This window comes from Halalkalibacter sp. HAAS-P013, assembly GCF_056619925.1.
In genome coordinates this window covers 150863-165720 of record NZ_JBWQTU010000002.1, presented here as the reverse complement: position 1 = coordinate 165720, position 14858 = coordinate 150863, and the positions used below count along the sequence as shown (strand labels likewise).

At 37.0% G+C, this 14858-nt stretch carries 17 protein-coding genes and 1 other RNA gene; 15 read left to right on the top strand and 3 right to left on the bottom strand.

Annotated elements, in window-relative coordinates; all coding sequences use genetic code 11:
• Positions 1-147 precede the first annotated feature (147 nt).
• A complete protein-coding gene (locus tag AC1FXP_RS04705) occupies positions 148-447 on the top strand; it encodes a hypothetical protein (protein ID WP_480059034.1) in 300 nt (99 codons plus the stop codon).
• Positions 448-636: 189 nt separating this feature from the next.
• On the top strand, positions 637-1365 hold the full coding sequence (locus AC1FXP_RS04700) for a hypothetical protein (RefSeq protein ID WP_480059033.1): 729 nt from the start codon (positions 637-639) through the stop codon (positions 1363-1365).
• 58 nt (positions 1366-1423) lie between these two features.
• Here the strand turns inward: AC1FXP_RS04700 and AC1FXP_RS04695 are convergent, their stop codons facing one another.
• Positions 1424-1867 (bottom strand): universal stress protein, encoded by a 444-nt coding sequence (locus tag AC1FXP_RS04695; RefSeq protein ID WP_480059497.1) that lies wholly within the window; start codon positions 1865-1867, stop codon positions 1424-1426.
• A 313-nt stretch (positions 1868-2180) separates the two neighbouring features.
• On the opposite strand from AC1FXP_RS04695, the gene AC1FXP_RS04690 reads away from it, so the two are divergent.
• From AC1FXP_RS04690 to aroD, 7 genes are all read left to right on the top strand, one after another.
• Entirely contained in the window at positions 2181-2696 is a 516-nt protein-coding gene (locus AC1FXP_RS04690) for a hypothetical protein (RefSeq protein WP_480059032.1), read from the top strand.
• A 92-nt stretch (positions 2697-2788) separates the two neighbouring features.
• Positions 2789-3589: an alpha/beta fold hydrolase gene (locus tag AC1FXP_RS04685; RefSeq protein WP_480059031.1), complete on the top strand. Its 801-nt coding sequence runs from the start codon at positions 2789-2791 to the stop codon at positions 3587-3589.
• 126 nt (positions 3590-3715) lie between these two features.
• A non-coding RNA gene (gene ssrS, locus AC1FXP_RS04680) (6S RNA) lies at positions 3716-3894 on the top strand.
• Between the two features lie 137 nt (positions 3895-4031).
• Positions 4032-4823: an HAD family hydrolase gene (locus AC1FXP_RS04675; RefSeq protein WP_480059030.1), complete on the top strand. Its 792-nt coding sequence runs from the start codon at positions 4032-4034 to the stop codon at positions 4821-4823.
• Between the two features lie 150 nt (positions 4824-4973).
• Positions 4974-5408 carry an SRPBCC family protein gene (locus tag AC1FXP_RS04670; RefSeq protein WP_480059029.1) on the top strand — a complete coding sequence of 145 codons (435 nt, stop codon included), beginning with the start codon at positions 4974-4976 and terminating at the stop codon, positions 5406-5408.
• The gene (locus AC1FXP_RS04665; protein ID WP_480059028.1) at positions 5408-5767 is read left to right on the top strand and encodes an ArsR/SmtB family transcription factor; all 360 of its coding nucleotides are present in this window, start codon (positions 5408-5410) and stop codon (positions 5765-5767) included. The genes AC1FXP_RS04670 and AC1FXP_RS04665 overlap by 1 nt, the downstream gene beginning before the upstream one ends.
• A gap of 205 nt (positions 5768-5972) precedes the next feature.
• Entirely contained in the window at positions 5973-6737 is a 765-nt protein-coding gene (aroD, locus tag AC1FXP_RS04660) for a type I 3-dehydroquinate dehydratase (protein ID WP_480059027.1), read from the top strand.
• Positions 6738-6811: 74 nt separating this feature from the next.
• On the opposite strand, the gene AC1FXP_RS04655 is transcribed toward aroD, so the two are convergent.
• On the bottom strand, positions 6812-6982 hold the full coding sequence (locus AC1FXP_RS04655; RefSeq protein WP_480059026.1) for a hypothetical protein: 171 nt from the start codon (positions 6980-6982) through the stop codon (positions 6812-6814).
• A gap of 208 nt (positions 6983-7190) precedes the next feature.
• Between AC1FXP_RS04655 and AC1FXP_RS04650 the strand changes: the two genes are divergently transcribed.
• Positions 7191-7952 carry a DNA polymerase beta superfamily protein gene (locus AC1FXP_RS04650; RefSeq protein WP_480059025.1) on the top strand — a complete coding sequence of 254 codons (762 nt, stop codon included), beginning with the start codon at positions 7191-7193 and terminating at the stop codon, positions 7950-7952.
• Positions 7953-8090: 138 nt separating this feature from the next.
• Here the strand turns inward: AC1FXP_RS04650 and AC1FXP_RS04645 are convergent, their stop codons facing one another.
• Positions 8091-9353, bottom strand: coding sequence for an L-lactate MFS transporter (locus AC1FXP_RS04645; protein WP_480059024.1), 1263 nt, complete (start codon positions 9351-9353; stop codon positions 8091-8093).
• Between the two features lie 221 nt (positions 9354-9574).
• On the opposite strand from AC1FXP_RS04645, the gene AC1FXP_RS04640 reads away from it, so the two are divergent.
• The 5 genes from AC1FXP_RS04640 (at position 9575) to AC1FXP_RS04620 (ending at position 14854) form a co-directional block, all read left to right on the top strand.
• Entirely contained in the window at positions 9575-10942 is a 1368-nt protein-coding gene (locus AC1FXP_RS04640; RefSeq protein WP_480059023.1) for an MATE family efflux transporter, read from the top strand.
• Between the two features lie 350 nt (positions 10943-11292).
• The gene (locus AC1FXP_RS04635; protein ID WP_480059022.1) at positions 11293-12201 is read left to right on the top strand and encodes a hypothetical protein; all 909 of its coding nucleotides are present in this window, start codon (positions 11293-11295) and stop codon (positions 12199-12201) included.
• 286 nt (positions 12202-12487) lie between these two features.
• A complete protein-coding gene (locus AC1FXP_RS04630) occupies positions 12488-12889 on the top strand; it encodes a YusW family protein (RefSeq protein ID WP_480059021.1) in 402 nt (133 codons plus the stop codon).
• 169 nt (positions 12890-13058) lie between these two features.
• On the top strand, positions 13059-14033 hold the full coding sequence (locus AC1FXP_RS04625; RefSeq protein WP_480059020.1) for an ATP-binding cassette domain-containing protein: 975 nt from the start codon (positions 13059-13061) through the stop codon (positions 14031-14033).
• The gene (locus AC1FXP_RS04620) at positions 14030-14854 is read left to right on the top strand and encodes an ABC transporter permease (RefSeq protein WP_480059019.1); all 825 of its coding nucleotides are present in this window, start codon (positions 14030-14032) and stop codon (positions 14852-14854) included. Before AC1FXP_RS04625 ends, AC1FXP_RS04620 begins: the two co-directional genes overlap by 4 nt.
• Positions 14855-14858 lie beyond the last annotated feature (4 nt).

Sequence of the window (14858 nt, the reverse complement as noted above, 5' to 3'; positions counted from 1 at the left end):
GAAACGGAGAATTATCTAGTGTTCTCGCAAAAGTTGTAAAAGTGTTATTTAGAAATGAAAAAGCAGTGGATTGACTATACAGATACTTGCAAAGGGTCTAAGATGGGCATTGTAACAAAAACAAGTAATTCGTAGGAGGTTTTCAAAATGAAAAAAAAGGTATTTCTTACAGCAGCTTCAGCGATCTTATCGGTAGGTATTTTAGCAGCTTGTGGTGATGCAGAGGTTGATGAACCTACACTAGGAGAAGAGTCAGAATTTGAAACAGAAACAGAGATGGATGGCTTTGATGATGCTCCAGCAGATGAAGGTGTAGAGGAGCTTCCAGAGGTAGATGAAGAAACTGAGGAATTTGATACAGAGTTTGAAACAGAAGATGGTGAAGCAGAAGAGTTTGATACAGAAGTAGAAATGGAATTTGATGAATCTGATGAAAGTGATTTTTAAAAACTAGGCATTTAGTACCTTTGTTATAGATTGATTTATGCAACCCCATCATTATTAAGCCTTTCATGACTTAGAATGATGGGGTTTTAAATTTATGTAGTACGATTATAGCATGACATCAGCATCTTGATGGCTTTTTCATTGTCTCACTATAATTAGGAGAGGAAATAAAGGGGTAACGGAGGAACTATGAACAAATTTGCATATATGTTAGTTGGAGCAGTATTTACAGTTATAATTTCAGTTGGTTATTTAACATTTGCAGATACAACAGAACCTAGTCAATCTGAACAAATCACTCAAGAAGCACTAACCGTGAATAAGGCTGTAGCAAATGGGACTGAAGAAGTAGCAGTGATTGAAGAGTTCGAGGAAATTGAAGTAATTCAAACGTCAATTGCTGAAGAAAGTCCTATATTGTTATCAGCAGGTCGTGAAGAAGGAACTGCGGCAGCAAAGGTTGATACTGAGCAAACAGATGAAAACAACCAAACAGAGGAGAACACTAAAGCAAAGGGTCTCATTCAAGCAAAAGGCCTCGGTAAAGCGAAGGGCATTAGTCAAGCAATGAGCAGCAATAATCAAACAGCTGTGTCATTCTTAGAGCAACTTAAAAAATTAGAAATAGAACTAGAAGATGAACAATTTGAAATAGAGATTAAACAAGAACGAAAGAAGAACCGCGTGAAATCAGAAGTTGAAATTGAGTTGAAAAATGAAAAAATAAAATTGAAAAATAAGCAAGCTGATGATTTTATTGAAGAACTCTTTGCATTAACAGAAGTACATTCTGCTGAAGATCTACCTACTCTTGCTAAAAAAATCCTTACACAATACGAAGTGGAATGGAATTCAGCCGAAGTTAAGATAAAAGCTGAAAAAACAGACGGAAAAAAATATGAATATGAAAACAAATAGAAGAGACTGCTGAAAAAAGGTAACTGTTTTTTACCTTTTTTCAGTGGTCTTAAATCAATTAATCTTGGTTACGTACGATCATAACATCGCATTTTGCACGTCTAGCAATACTTTCAGAGACACTCCCAATAAGGAATCTTTCTACCGCATTTACCCCAGTTGCACCAGCAATGATTAGATCAACATGATATTTCTCGGCTACTTCTTTTGGTATCCGGACTTTAGGTGAGCCATAGCCAAGGTCTGTAGTCACCTCTTCTACGCCAGCTTCTAGCGCAATGGTTTTATATCCTTCAAGGAGGTCGACACCGTAACCCTCTGCTTGCTCTGCATAGGTGCGGTCATAGTGTTCAATCGTGCCTGTTGTGCGATTATCAATTACATAAGAGATTACGAGTTTTGCTCCATTTTTTTTCGATAAATCAATTGCTTTCTCTAAAGCACGTTTTGCTTCCCTCGACCCATCCACAGCAACAAGAATTGTCTTATAGTTTCCCACCATCACGAATCACGCTCCTTATTATTATGCTAATAATGTTTTTTTCTTAGTTAAAGCATAATTGAATTTCATATTTTCTAAAGTGATGTTCATCACATTTACAGATTATTTGTTGTTGATTTCTTCCACTCAATTTACGGTATATAATCTTTTGATTAGTTTGTTGAGTAAGGGGGAATATTGGGTGTACAAGATTGGCCAACAAAGGAACAACTAAGAAAACATGTTTGATTTGGACCGTAAAACAATGCTGCTTTATTTTGTAATCAAGGTAGAAGGGGAGTACGAAACTTGAAAGAATGAGAGGTATGCAACAATGTTTGATCCGACAATATTTGAAAATTTAAAAGTAGGGATAGAAAATTACGTGTATGACCTTGATACGATTGATCGTGTTGTACAAGTAACAAATCGTAAAGATCAATTAGACATGTCAATTATGTCTAGAACATTCGCTCTTAAGTTCCAATTAGCTAATCAGCAGAAGGCAATTGCTGAAATTGAGCTGCAAGCTTCTTTAAAAGATTTAGCTGATGAAATTTTGGAAATTCCTGCTGAAAGCCCGGGCTGTAATTTGCTTATTCATTTTACTCTCGGAATTGAAGATATTAATGTTCAATGTAAGCAAATTCAAGATATCCTGTTATCAATATGGGACCCAGTATTATCACCAGAACAAACGGTTAGCTTTGTTTACGGAAAAGATGAGAAGAAGTATCTGAATTCTACTAAGCTGATGTTCGACCATAAGATTAATGAGGAACATATGGCGGACGTTCCCGAATTTGTAGATCATGTGGTAGAGACGCTACGTGAGCTGAATAACATATAATGCACGAGTTTCCTTTAAGAAAACCTCCCCTACTCTTCATCAGTATGAGAATAACTCATGTAGAGAAAGCTAGGAAGCAGGAGGAAATATGAATGGAAAATGTATCGTTTCATTATATAAATACGAACGGAGTAACTTTACATACAGCTGTAGCAGGACCAAGTGATGGTCCTCTTGTGATTCTTTTACATGGATTTCCTGAGTTTTGGTATGGTTGGAAAAATCAAATAACCCCTCTAGTAAAAGCTGGGTACCGTATCGTCATTCCTGACCAACGAGGCTATAATTTAAGTGATAAACCACATGAAATTAGTCAGTATACACTCGATTTATTGCGTGATGATATTATTGGACTCATTAAGTATTTTAAAAGGGAAAAAGCCAGTCTAGTTGGACATGATTGGGGAGGGGCGGTAGCTTGGCATTTAGCATCAACTAGGCCTAGTTATGTTGATACTCTTATCCCAATCAACATGCCTCACCCCGCAGTTTTTGGAAAAATGATATTTCGTTGTCCTACGCAGTTAGTGAAAAGTTTATATATATTGTTTTTTCAACTTCCTTTGATTCCTGAAGAAGCGTTACTTGTAAATGGATATAAATTAATGAAAAATATCCTTATCTGTTTGTGCCAGCCTAATACATTTAAGAAAGAGGAAATTCGGAAGTATCAAGCTTCTTGGTCCCAATCAGGTGCACTTAGTGCAATGCTTCATTGGTACAGAGCAATTAGACTTGGGAGTTTGAAAATGATTCCTAACTCAAAAGTGGTAATACCGGTGAGGATGATTTGGGGTAAAAATGCCCCTTTTCTCTCATTAAATTTAGCTAAGGAAAGCATGAACATGTGTAGTGATGGACGATTGATTTTAATAGATGATGCAACTCACTGAGTTCAACATGAACAGTATGAGCTTGTTAATCGATTTCTTCTTAAATATTTGAGAGGTTAAAAGGAAAGTTTTCCCTTTTTGAAATTTATTATTGAAAGCGTTGCCATTTTTGTGTATTATACTTAGTAGAAGCTGCATTGTACGCAAATAATAGTTTCAACCTGTATACTTAATTAGGGAGTTTTAATCGAAAGAGGAATGTCAAGCCTTCAATGTGTAGAGGACGACTGAACTATTTCTGCAAACACCCACTTCGAGAAGTGGTGGTTTGAAACTCGATTAGTAGCGGCAATTGCGGCGTACCCACACTCACACAAAAAGCCAGTTCCAAATGAGGAACTGGCTTTTTCATTTAATCATAGTTACAATGAACTGTAATATTTTGTATGATTAATAGGAGATAGCGATATTGATAATAAGGAAAACATAAAGGAGAGAGCACATGGCAAGTCATAAAATTTTGTTTCTAGATATTGATGGGACAATCTTAAAACCAGATGATTCAATTGAACAATCGACAAAAGAAGCAGTAAGTCAGGTACAGCAAAAAGGGTTAGAAGTATTTCTTGCGACCGGACGACCATTACATGAGATTAAAGAAATTGGTGAAGAATTAAACATCGACTCTTTTATTGGCTATAATGGTGCTTATGCTGTACATAAAGGTTCTGACATTTTGTTAGAGAAAATGGATTCGAACACAATTCAATTTTTTTTAGAAATAGCAAAAGAAAAAGGACACGAGGCGATTATGTATACGAATGAGAAAAATGTTCTTACTTCCTGTGATTCTCCCGTTTTAGATGAATTTATTCGTCATTTTCATTTGAGAAATAATGTTCTCTATGCTCAGGAATTTTTGAATAATATTTTAGGGGTGACGCTAATTAATTTAGGTGAAAACGAGTCTTCTTTGTATGAAAAAGTGGGTAATGTCCATTTAGCTCCTGTAAATGTTGGAGAATTCAAAGAGCACGCTTATGATGTCATTCGCGATCAAGTGAATAAAGGTTTTGCTGTACAGAAGGTGCTGGAAGTTCTTACTATTAACAAAGAAGAAGCGATTGCCTTTGGTGATGGAATGAACGACAAAGAAATGCTCTCATCCGTTGGAGACGGATTTGCGATGGGAAACGCCCATCTAGAGTTATTTTCGTATGCTAAACATAAAACAACGGAAGTGACCAATTCAGGTGTCTATAACGGATTGAAAAAATTAGGATTGATTAAATAATAATGTTGATACATTTGTTTTCAATGAAGGCAGATGCATTTTTTGCACGGTTTTTAAACAAAGTAAATTAAATAAGCTATTGACATGAAACCAATTGATTTCGTAATATAGATACGAAACCAATTGGTTTCATATTTGATATTTGGAGGAATGAAAATGAAATTGACCACACCGGAAATTCGTAAAAATACAGTTTTTCAAGCAAAGATAGATAAAGTCTGGCAGGCAGTTGCTACTGCAGAAGGAATTGAATCATGGTTTATGCCGAATGATTTTAAACAAGAACTAGGCTCTGAATTTACCATCCAGTCCCCTTTTGGACCGACCGCTTGTAAAGTAACCGAGCTAGACCCGCCAAACCGCTTAGTCTTTACATGGGGAGAAGATGGCTGGGTTATTACCTTTGAATTAACAGATTTAGGAGATAAGACTGAATTTACCCTGATCCATTCGGGATGGGGAGAGCCTCAAGAAATTGTTCCAGGTCCAGGTCCGGATCAATCGAATTCCGAAATTAGAAATCGAATGAATAATGGTTGGGATTCAATCGTTTACGATGATCTAAGAAAAGTAGTTGAGGCATAATGCCTGCTGCTCCAAAGTACGATGTCTTTCAAGCTATTGCTGATCCTACTCGTCGTAAAATGTTACGATTACTAGCAGATGACGAAATGCCTGTTACCATAATTAGTAATCATTTTCCAATGAGTAGAACGGCTGTATCCAAACATTTACGAATTCTTTCGGAATCAAATCTTGTAAGTGTCAAGAAGGTAGGGAGAGAAAAGAGATATAAATTACAAGCTGAAGCTCTTCTTGAATTAAAACACTGGCTTTCGTTTTATGAACAATTTTGGGATAATAAAATGGCCAAGCTTAAATATATTGTTGAACGTGATGAAACTGATACGGTTCCAATTCAAGATTTAAATAAAAAAAGTTAGACTCTAGGTGGCTGTTGAGAGCGGAGATTATCCTCCAACTCAGCAGTCTCATTTTTTATATAAGGTTCATAAAATATTTGGCTGACAACGAGTATTTATCGAAATATTTAAAAATTGATTGATAACATGTATAATAGCAAAAAAGTATTCTAGAGTTTAGAGTATGCAAAACAAGTTTGACTTAAAAAAGCAGGGAGAGTTATATATGGAAAATATAGTAAAGGTTAAAGGTGTGAGAATCGGAGAAGGCATGCCGAAGATTTGTGTACCAATGGTAGGAAAAACTTTATCCGATTTACTTGAAGAAGCAGCTAATTTAAACAATTTAGATGTTGATATTGTTGAATGGAGAGTTGATTTCTTTGAAGACGTTTTAGAACTTGATAAAGTAAAGGAGGCACTTAACAAGATACATACTATCTTAAATAATAAGCCTCTTGTTTTTACGTTCCGAAGCGCCAAAGAAGGTGGAGAAAGGGAAATCAGTTCAGAATTTTACGTATCGCTAAACATAGAAGTGGTAAAAACAGGATTAGTTGATATTATTGATGTTGAGTTATTTAGTAATGAAAATGATGTAAAAAATCTTGTTGAAAAAGCACATCAACATGGAGTATATGTGATCATATCGAATCATGACTTTGATCAAACACCACCAAAAGAAGAAATCGTATCTCGCTTGCGAAAAGCTCAAGAGCTAAGTGGAGACATACCTAAAATCGCTGTTATGCCAAGGAATACAGCAGACGTACTAACGTTACTTGATGCAACAAATACGATGAAAGAGCAATATGCGACGCGACCAATTATCACGATGTCGATGGCAGGGGAGGGAGTGATTAGTCGTTTAGCTGGGGAGGTATTTGGTTCGGCTCTTACATTTGGGGCTGCTAAAAAAGCCTCAGCACCTGGACAAGTTGCCGTGGCTGAATTGCGTCAAGTATTGAACCTTTTACATAAGAGTCTCTAAGTAATTTATTATAAAAAGCCAAGAATCCAAGCATATGTACGATTTAGGATTCCTGGCTTTCTCTGTAGCCTTTTTTATTGACCACCTTGTGGACGTACATCTTTTTCTTCTTGTCCAATTCCTTCCATTCCAATTTCCTCTTGTACATTCAATTGAACTTTCTTATTGGCAAGTTCTTCATTTTTAAAGCTTAGATCTGGTTGAATGTTATTGTTTTGACTTGCTTGCTTGTTCCACTTACCCATATTACTCACCTCCAAAACGTGTTATATAGTATGTGACTACAAAAGTCGTTTTATCAATTTCTTATGCTCTGTAATAGAAAGATGAAAGGTGAAAAAGCTTGACGAAAAGCTATAAAAAGAAGGTCAGTTGTCTATACTGGTTTAAGCTATGATCAATGAAAGATTACAATTAGTGCGTGAAGTCAAGAAGCAGGAAGAGGGGACCTCTATGGAAAGAATCATTGTATTAAAAGCATTAGTTGGGTCAGAAAATTATAACCTGTCAACTCCCGAGTCAGACAAGGATTATAAGTTTTTCGTCATACCATCTTTTGATGATTTGTACCATAGTAAGCTACCTACTTCAAGTAAAGTAGGAGAAGAAGTCGACGAAGAATACCACGATATTAGGAAGGTCTTAAGTCTCTGGTGGAAGTCAAACGTTAATTTTTTGGAGGTGCTTTTCTCCGTTGATTATACAATCAACGATATGGATTGGATTAATAAGAAAATAACTTGCCTATTTTTAATGAGAGATGAGATTGCAAAGATGAACTTACCTTATTTATATAAAGCGTGCAGTGGAATGTACGTTAGTAAGTCAAAGACCATCGAAACGGGGAATAGCAATACGAAACATCTTGTTAAACAGTTTGGTTATGATTCAAAGTCAGCGATGCATGCATACAGAATTCTTGATTTCATTGAGAGATTCGCTAAGAATAATTTTACTAACTTTAAGGATGCGATACAGTACGATGATGCTGGGAGAAAATTTATGCTTTCAATTAAGCATGGCGACTATACAAAAGATCAATTTAAAGAATTAGTAAATGACAAGACCGTCTCTTTTAAGCAGTTAGAGGATGTATATATGACCCAACCTATGCTAGAAGAAGTGAAAAGTGAAGTTGAAAACATAATCTATCAACTGGTATTAGACAGTACACTAAATGAACTGTGCATGAAAACAAAATTTCATTTACCTTAATGTTTGACTCATATAAATGGCTTATGAATGTATAGGTTAATATAAGCAAAAAGCTGTTTAACGAAGAGTTAAACAGCTTTTCTTAAACTGTGAATATTACCGACTAGTCAGTTTGTGTAGCGTAAAGTAAAAAGTTTATTATGAAACAGCATGTTCATGTTGTTGAGCTTCCTTCTCACTCTTCTTAATATCCAGACGAAGCAAGATTGAAATGACAAAAGCAAAAAGAATTAAAGTAGCAAAAACATAAAAGACAGGAATATAACTATCTGTTCTTTCCCTAATTTGAGTAACGAGAACTGGACCAAAAACCCCACCTAATGACCAAGTTGTTAATAAATAACCGTGAATGGACCCTAGTTGTTTTGTACCGAAAAGGTCCCCAATGAAAGCAGGAAGGTTTGAGAATCCCCCACCATAACAACTAACAACTAATAAAATCATGATTGTAAATAACATTGCATTTGTTGTAAATGGAAGTGTAAAAAAGGCAACGATCTGGATCGTGAAGAAAATAATAAACACAGTTGGACGACCAATATAATCAGAAGCAGCAGCCCAGCCGAGTCTTCCTCCACCATTAAAAATCCCCATTATCCCAACCATTGTTGCTGCCGCTGCTGCACTTAATCCAACAACTTCTTGCGCCATCGGGGAGGCGACGGAAATTATCATAATCCCAGCTGTTGTATTAATAAGCATCATCGACCAAAGCATCCAAAACCGCTTTGTTTTTACCGCTTCTTTAGATGTTAATTGTGCTAAATCCTTTTTGATAATTTTCTTTCCAGAAGCCATGTCCTTCTTCATTGAGTCTGGCATCCAGCCTTCTGGAGGAGGAGCGATATATAAGGCACCTAGGACCATAAAAGTAAAATAACAAATACCTAAGAGATAAAAAGTTGATGTGATCCCAATTGAATTAATTAAGCTCGCTGCAACAGGTGCTGTAATGAGAGCCCCCGTTCCAAATCCAAGAACCGCCATGCCGGTTGCTAAACCTCTTCGGTCTGGAAACCATTTAATTAATGTCGAAACTGGAGAAATATAACCTATACCAAGTCCTAACCCACTAAAGAAACCATAAGTAAGCAAAAATAGCGGAAGTGATTCAAGTGCAATGGCTACTCCAGAACCAGCTTGACCAATCCCAAATAAAACGGCAGCAACAATCGCTGATTTTCTTGGACCGCTTCGTTCAACAAATTTCCCGAAAAAGGCGGCAGACGTCCCGGCGAGTGCCATCATAATGGTAAACGCGATAGCAACCTGTGAGCCAGCCCAACCGAGTTGCGAACTAATTGGGTTCTGATAAACACTGTAAGCATACGCTGCCCCAATTGAGAGGTGGATGGCAATAGCTGATAAGGCAATTAGCCATCTGTTTTTCGTTGTTTTCATATTAATTCCTCCTCTTACCCACTTTTGTAAACCCTTACATATATAGTATAGTCCATTGTAGGGAAAAATCAAATAAATTGGAAAATTAATAAGATTTTGGAAGAATTATTTTTTATTTGTTCAGGTTGAATATCGGTTATCTACTTATAGATATTTAGCGTTAAGTTCTATATTATTGTTAATGAATTGTTGTACTAGTTGAAGATGACGGGGGAAGAAATATGTACCATGCAAAGACCTGGAAAGAAAAGGTCACTTTATTTTTTGCGATCCTATGGCCAATTATGGTTACACAAATTAGTTTTTATGCAATGAACCTTGTAGATACGATGATGTCAGGACGGGTAGGAACAAATGATTTGGCGGGTGTCGCAATTGGTTCAAGCTTATGGATGCCGATCTTTACAGGTATCAATGGAATTCTACTAGCCGTAACTCCGATTGTCGCACAATATATGGGCAGTGGGCGACGTGACAAAATTTCAGAATCAGTTATACAGGCGCTCTATTTATCAGTTTTTCTAGCCATTATAGTAGTTATTGGTGGAATCTTCTTACTTGATCCGGTATTAATGCTTATGAATTTAGATTCTGCTGTCTATCACATTTCGTTCCATTACTTAGTTGGGTTATCAATAGGAATTATTCCATTGTTCGCAGCAAATGTTCTTCGTAATTTCTTTGATGCACAAGGATTTACACGCATAACGATGATCATTACTGTCTTGGCAGTCCCATTTAATGTTCTGTTAAATTACGGATTCATATTTGGGAAATTAGGTTTGCCAGCACTAGGTGGTATTGGGGCTGGGTACGCTACAGCAATCACCTACTGGATAATTTTCTTTTTCAGTATTTGGATGACCTTTAAGGTAGAAGTAGTTAGACATTATCGTTTATTTATAAAGTGGATTGTTCCGTCATGGAAAGCATGGAAAGAACAACTTGCGATTGGGATTCCTATAGGACTATCCATTTTCTTTGAGGCGAGTATTTTTGCCGTTGTAACTCTAATGATTGGGATGATGTTTACCACTGTGACGGTTGCAGCACATCAAATCGCGCTTAGCTTTACCTCTCTTATCTTCATGATCCCTTTAAGCATTTCTATGGCTTTAACGATTGTTGTCGGTTTTTCTGTTGGCGGGAAGAAGTATCAATCAGCCAAACAATATAGCCATCTTGGCGTATGGGGTGGAATTGGGATTTTAGCAGTAGGTGCCATTTTTCTCTATTTTTTCAGAGAGCAAATTGCCTATTTGTATACACAAGATCCTCAAGTAGTTCAACTAGCAGGACAGTTTTTTATTATCGCGATAGTTTATCAGATTTCTGACGCTGCTCAATCGAGTTTACAAGGAGTATTGCGCGGGTACAAAGATGTAAAAATTCCTTTTATTACGGCATTTATTTCGTATTGGCTGATTGGAATTCCATCAGGATATGTTCTCGCATCCTATACGTACCTAGGACCATTTGGATTTTGGATTGGAATTACATTAGGTTTAACGTGTGCTGCAATTGGATTTTTCGTACGCCTGCGTATAGTTCTAAGAAGAATATCATATGAACCTGTTGAAGAGAAATAGTTCCATCTAGGGTAGTCGAGTAAGAAAACGGGTTTGTTAAAGAGGAAGAAAGTATAAGGATATAAGATTTTTGAGACGAAAATCGTACTGGTTTCGTCTCTTCTTTTTTGCATTTATGAAGTGAGAAAAGGTCGTTCATAGGTAGGATGATGGCTGCTTTCGGCAATATAAAGACAACCCCATCAATTACTTATGGTGAACTCGATCTAACCGTTACTATTTAATCCTATGCTATAGTGGCTTCTCTATTTTCCAAAGCTTCAATAATACTCGATTTGAAAAAATAGGCACTTATCGACATGGTACATCATAGAATAACCATAACATGGTTAAAAGGAGTGAGGAAAAAATTGAGTTACTTAAATGAACGGATAATACCTAACGTTTTTCTGCAAAGACCGACGGATAAAATTAACCAGCAAGTTTTTTACTCTAATAAAGTGATGGAGAGTATTAGGTCACAATTTAGCGAGCTAGAACATATACTAGGGACCCATAGTGAAGTACATGAAAGCTTAACGAAACAAATAAATGAACAAGAAGCGGAAAACAAACAAGTACATGAAAGCTTGTCTATTCAATTGGGGGAGCAAGAGATGGTGAGCAAACAAGTACATGAAGGATTAGCTAAACAATTGAATGAACAAGAGACAATGAACTTAGAACTGCTGTCAATGCACGAGAATTTACAAAGAGTTGTAGAAGAGAAAGGGGAGATTCAGAGCCGTCTACAACAAAGAATGGATGAACATGAAGGAGAAAGAAAGAAACTAGAAAAGAAATTAGTGGAGCTTGCTGAGGCAAAAACAAATTTATTAGACCAGTTACACACCATTGAACAAGAAAAAAGTGATTTGCGGGCGGAGGTCGTTGATCATAGCAGTCGCTTACGTAAGCAAGAAGTTCATTATGAGACAATGCAAAAAGAGCAAGCTGATCAATTGCAAAGTCACGATGAATTGGTTCTACAAATGAATCTACAAAATCTAGATCATGAAGAGCTGACGAAAAAAGTTAAAGACAATGAAAAAGAACAAAAACAAATACAAGACAGGCTAAAGGAGTTAGTCGAACAAATGAATGCACTATCAACACAACAATATGAACAAGAAAGTATGCATTTAGACTTGTACACGCAGTTAATTCAGTTGAAGACGATTTATATTGAAACCTCACAATATATGAAGGAATCCATTGCAAAACTAAGTGCAGAAATCAAGAAGCTGGAAAAAAGAGAAACTTATACTACGGGAGGTTAGGAATTAAAAAGGAAGAGACGCACGCATTCTTTTGTGCATCTCTTCCATACATCGTATTGGAATTTAAGCTTTTTTTCTCCAGCAATCTAAAAATGACAGCATCATAGAGACATTATAAACGCTCTCGTAAACGATATTCAAAACATTCAACTTTTGAGCGAAGAATGGTTTAACAAAATACGAACATCTCCTTTATCAATATTTCTTAGGGAGATGTTTTTTATTTGGAGTATATTTCCTGCTGATGGGCATAGTATTCATGACTAAATTGGATGGAGGATATAAAATGTTACTAAGGGTACTGACTGCTATTTGTGCAATTGCCATGTTCATTTTTATTGGATTCGGGGTAGGGAGAGTAGAAGCTTCTCCAACCATTATTGAGTTTGAATTAGAAATTGAGATGAAAAGTGGACAAGAATATGAGGTAGAGTATGAAATGAAAAAGAATCAAATTGAAGCTAAGTATGCCGTTCCTAGCAGCGTAACGGTGTATGGACAAGAAGCTCTGCCAAAGATTGAATCGTTTCTGAAGCAAATTAGTTTAGTACCGGAAGTGGAAAAAGATGAACTCATGAATCAAATCTTTAACGCTTTACAAATCGACAAAAAAGAGATTGAAGAAATTGAAGTTGATGTGAAATTTGATGGTGGTAAAAGATTGAAGTTTGAACATACCTTTTCCTAAAGCAAAAAATTCTTGTTGTAATTTGGAGCCTATTATCCAATTGAATTGGAGCTTAGGTTCTTTTTTATTTAAGTAGAGTACTTCGGTCTAGAGACTGAGGATTTTTAATGGAAAGTCATATACAGTTAAATTGAGCATATAAAATTACGATGTAGAAAGGGTGATTTGCTTGGATAAGAAAGAACTTGCTATTGAAGCGACCGGATTAGTGAAACGTTTTGGTCAACATCGTGCTGTAGATGGAGTTGATTTAGCGGTTCCTGCTGGAACGGTATATGGCTTTTTAGGTCCAAATGGTGCGGGGAAAACGACTACCATACGTATGTTGGCAACTTTACTTAAACCTGATGAAGGTAGTGCTAAAATACTTGGTCATGACCTAGTTGATGAAGCAGATGCTGTCCGCATGAGAGTAAGTTTAACCGGTCAATTTGCTTCCATTGACGAGGATTTATCGGGGATGGAAAATTTAATTTTTATTGCTCGGTTATTGGGGTTTTCGAGGCGCGCGGCCAAAGATAGGGCAAGGGAGCTTCTTGATGCGTTTGGACTTTTGGATGCCTCTGGGCGCCAGGTGAAAAAATATTCTGGTGGAATGAGACGTAGGATTGACATCGCTGCAAGTATCGTCGTAACTCCAGACCTATTATTTTTGGACGAACCGACAACTGGGTTAGATCCCAGAAGCAGAAACCAAGTATGGGAAATCGTGCGAGCTCTTGTTAGCTCAGGCACGACCGTCCTTTTAACCACACAATATCTTGAAGAAGCAGACCAATTGGCGGATCGGATTGCTGTCATTGACCAAGGGAAAATCATTGCAGAAGGAACAAGTGGAGAGCTGAAAGCATCCGTAGGAACAAGTGCACTGCACGTTCGTTTACTAGAAGAAAAACGAGAAAAGGCAGAAAAAATATTAGCAAACATTCTTGAGACAAACATTCATTTGGAGTCTGATCCGTTTGCTCTTACAGCAAGAGTAACAAATACAGACCTGGTGGTTGATGCACTGAATGAATTAAGTAATGCTGGAATTAAAGTTAGTGATTTTTCATTAGGCCAGCCGAGTCTAGATGAAGTCTTTCTTACTTTAACAGGACGTACTCCTGAGGAAGAGGAAACTAGTAAGGAGGTGCAGTCATGACAGACAATAGTGAAGCTGATAAGAAATTGCGCGTAGCACTAACGAGCCGGACTCGTCCGCAAAAACCAAGTGGCGTCACCAATACATTTACTTTTGCTTGGCGCGCTCTATTAAAGTTGAAATATGTTCCAGAACAACTTTTGGATGTTACTGTTTTTCCGATTATGTTTCTCTTAATGTTCACGTACTTGTTTGGTGGAGCGATTGCTGGTTCCACTGGAGACTATCTTCAGTTTCTCTTGCCAGGTATATTAGCTATGACTGTTGTTACGATTACGATGTATACAGGAATGGAGCTGAACAATGACATCACAAAAGGTATTTTTGATCGTTTTCGTTCTTTGCCAATTTGGCGCCCGGCCGTATTAGTTGGGGCACTCCTTATGGACGCGGTTCGATACACCATTGCCTCAACGATTATGATCGTACTTGGATTAATTATGGGGTTTCGACCAGAAGGTGGCACTGTTGGTGTGCTATTAGCTGTTGCATTATTAGTTGTTTTCTCATTTAGTTTGTCGTGGATATGGACCACTCTTGGTTTAATCCTTCGTACGGAGAAATCGCTAATGGGTGTGAGCATGATGGTACTCTTTCCTTTAACATTTGTTAGCAACGTATTTGTTGATCCTAGTACATTACCTAGATGGCTCGAAGCATTTGTTGATGTTAATCCAATCTCCCTTTTGGTAACAGCGGTACGTGGATTGATGCATGGGACCGTTACTTTTGAACAAGTTGGATGGGTGCTTTTAGCGTCTATTTTACTTACAGCTATTTTCGCTCCATTAACGATGTACCTTTATCGAAACAAGAGGTGATAAA

Excerpts from the sequence above, each read along its gene's own strand:
- AC1FXP_RS04705 (WP_480059034.1), top strand. The coding sequence starts at position 148 with ATGAAAAAAAAGGTATTTCTTACAGCAGCTTCAGCGATCTTATCGGTA.
- AC1FXP_RS04700 (WP_480059033.1), top strand. The coding sequence starts at position 637 with ATGAACAAATTTGCATATATGTTAGTTGGAGCAGTATTTACAGTTATA.
- AC1FXP_RS04695 (WP_480059497.1), bottom strand. The coding sequence starts at position 1,867 with ATGGTGGGAAACTATAAGACAATTCTTGTTGCTGTGGATGGGTCGAGG.
- AC1FXP_RS04690 (WP_480059032.1), top strand. The coding sequence starts at position 2,181 with ATGTTTGATCCGACAATATTTGAAAATTTAAAAGTAGGGATAGAAAAT.
- AC1FXP_RS04685 (WP_480059031.1), top strand. The coding sequence starts at position 2,789 with ATGGAAAATGTATCGTTTCATTATATAAATACGAACGGAGTAACTTTA.
- AC1FXP_RS04675 (WP_480059030.1), top strand. The coding sequence starts at position 4,032 with ATGGCAAGTCATAAAATTTTGTTTCTAGATATTGATGGGACAATCTTA.
- AC1FXP_RS04670 (WP_480059029.1), top strand. The coding sequence starts at position 4,974 with ATGAAAATGAAATTGACCACACCGGAAATTCGTAAAAATACAGTTTTT.
- AC1FXP_RS04665 (WP_480059028.1), top strand. The coding sequence starts at position 5,408 with ATGCCTGCTGCTCCAAAGTACGATGTCTTTCAAGCTATTGCTGATCCT.
- aroD (WP_480059027.1), top strand. The coding sequence starts at position 5,973 with ATGGAAAATATAGTAAAGGTTAAAGGTGTGAGAATCGGAGAAGGCATG.
- AC1FXP_RS04655 (WP_480059026.1), bottom strand. The coding sequence starts at position 6,982 with ATGGGTAAGTGGAACAAGCAAGCAAGTCAAAACAATAACATTCAACCA.
- AC1FXP_RS04650 (WP_480059025.1), top strand. The coding sequence starts at position 7,191 with ATGGAAAGAATCATTGTATTAAAAGCATTAGTTGGGTCAGAAAATTAT.
- AC1FXP_RS04645 (WP_480059024.1), bottom strand. The coding sequence starts at position 9,353 with ATGAAAACAACGAAAAACAGATGGCTAATTGCCTTATCAGCTATTGCC.
- AC1FXP_RS04640 (WP_480059023.1), top strand. The coding sequence starts at position 9,575 with ATGTACCATGCAAAGACCTGGAAAGAAAAGGTCACTTTATTTTTTGCG.
- AC1FXP_RS04630 (WP_480059021.1), top strand. The coding sequence starts at position 12,488 with ATGTTACTAAGGGTACTGACTGCTATTTGTGCAATTGCCATGTTCATT.
- AC1FXP_RS04620 (WP_480059019.1), top strand. The coding sequence starts at position 14,030 with ATGACAGACAATAGTGAAGCTGATAAGAAATTGCGCGTAGCACTAACG.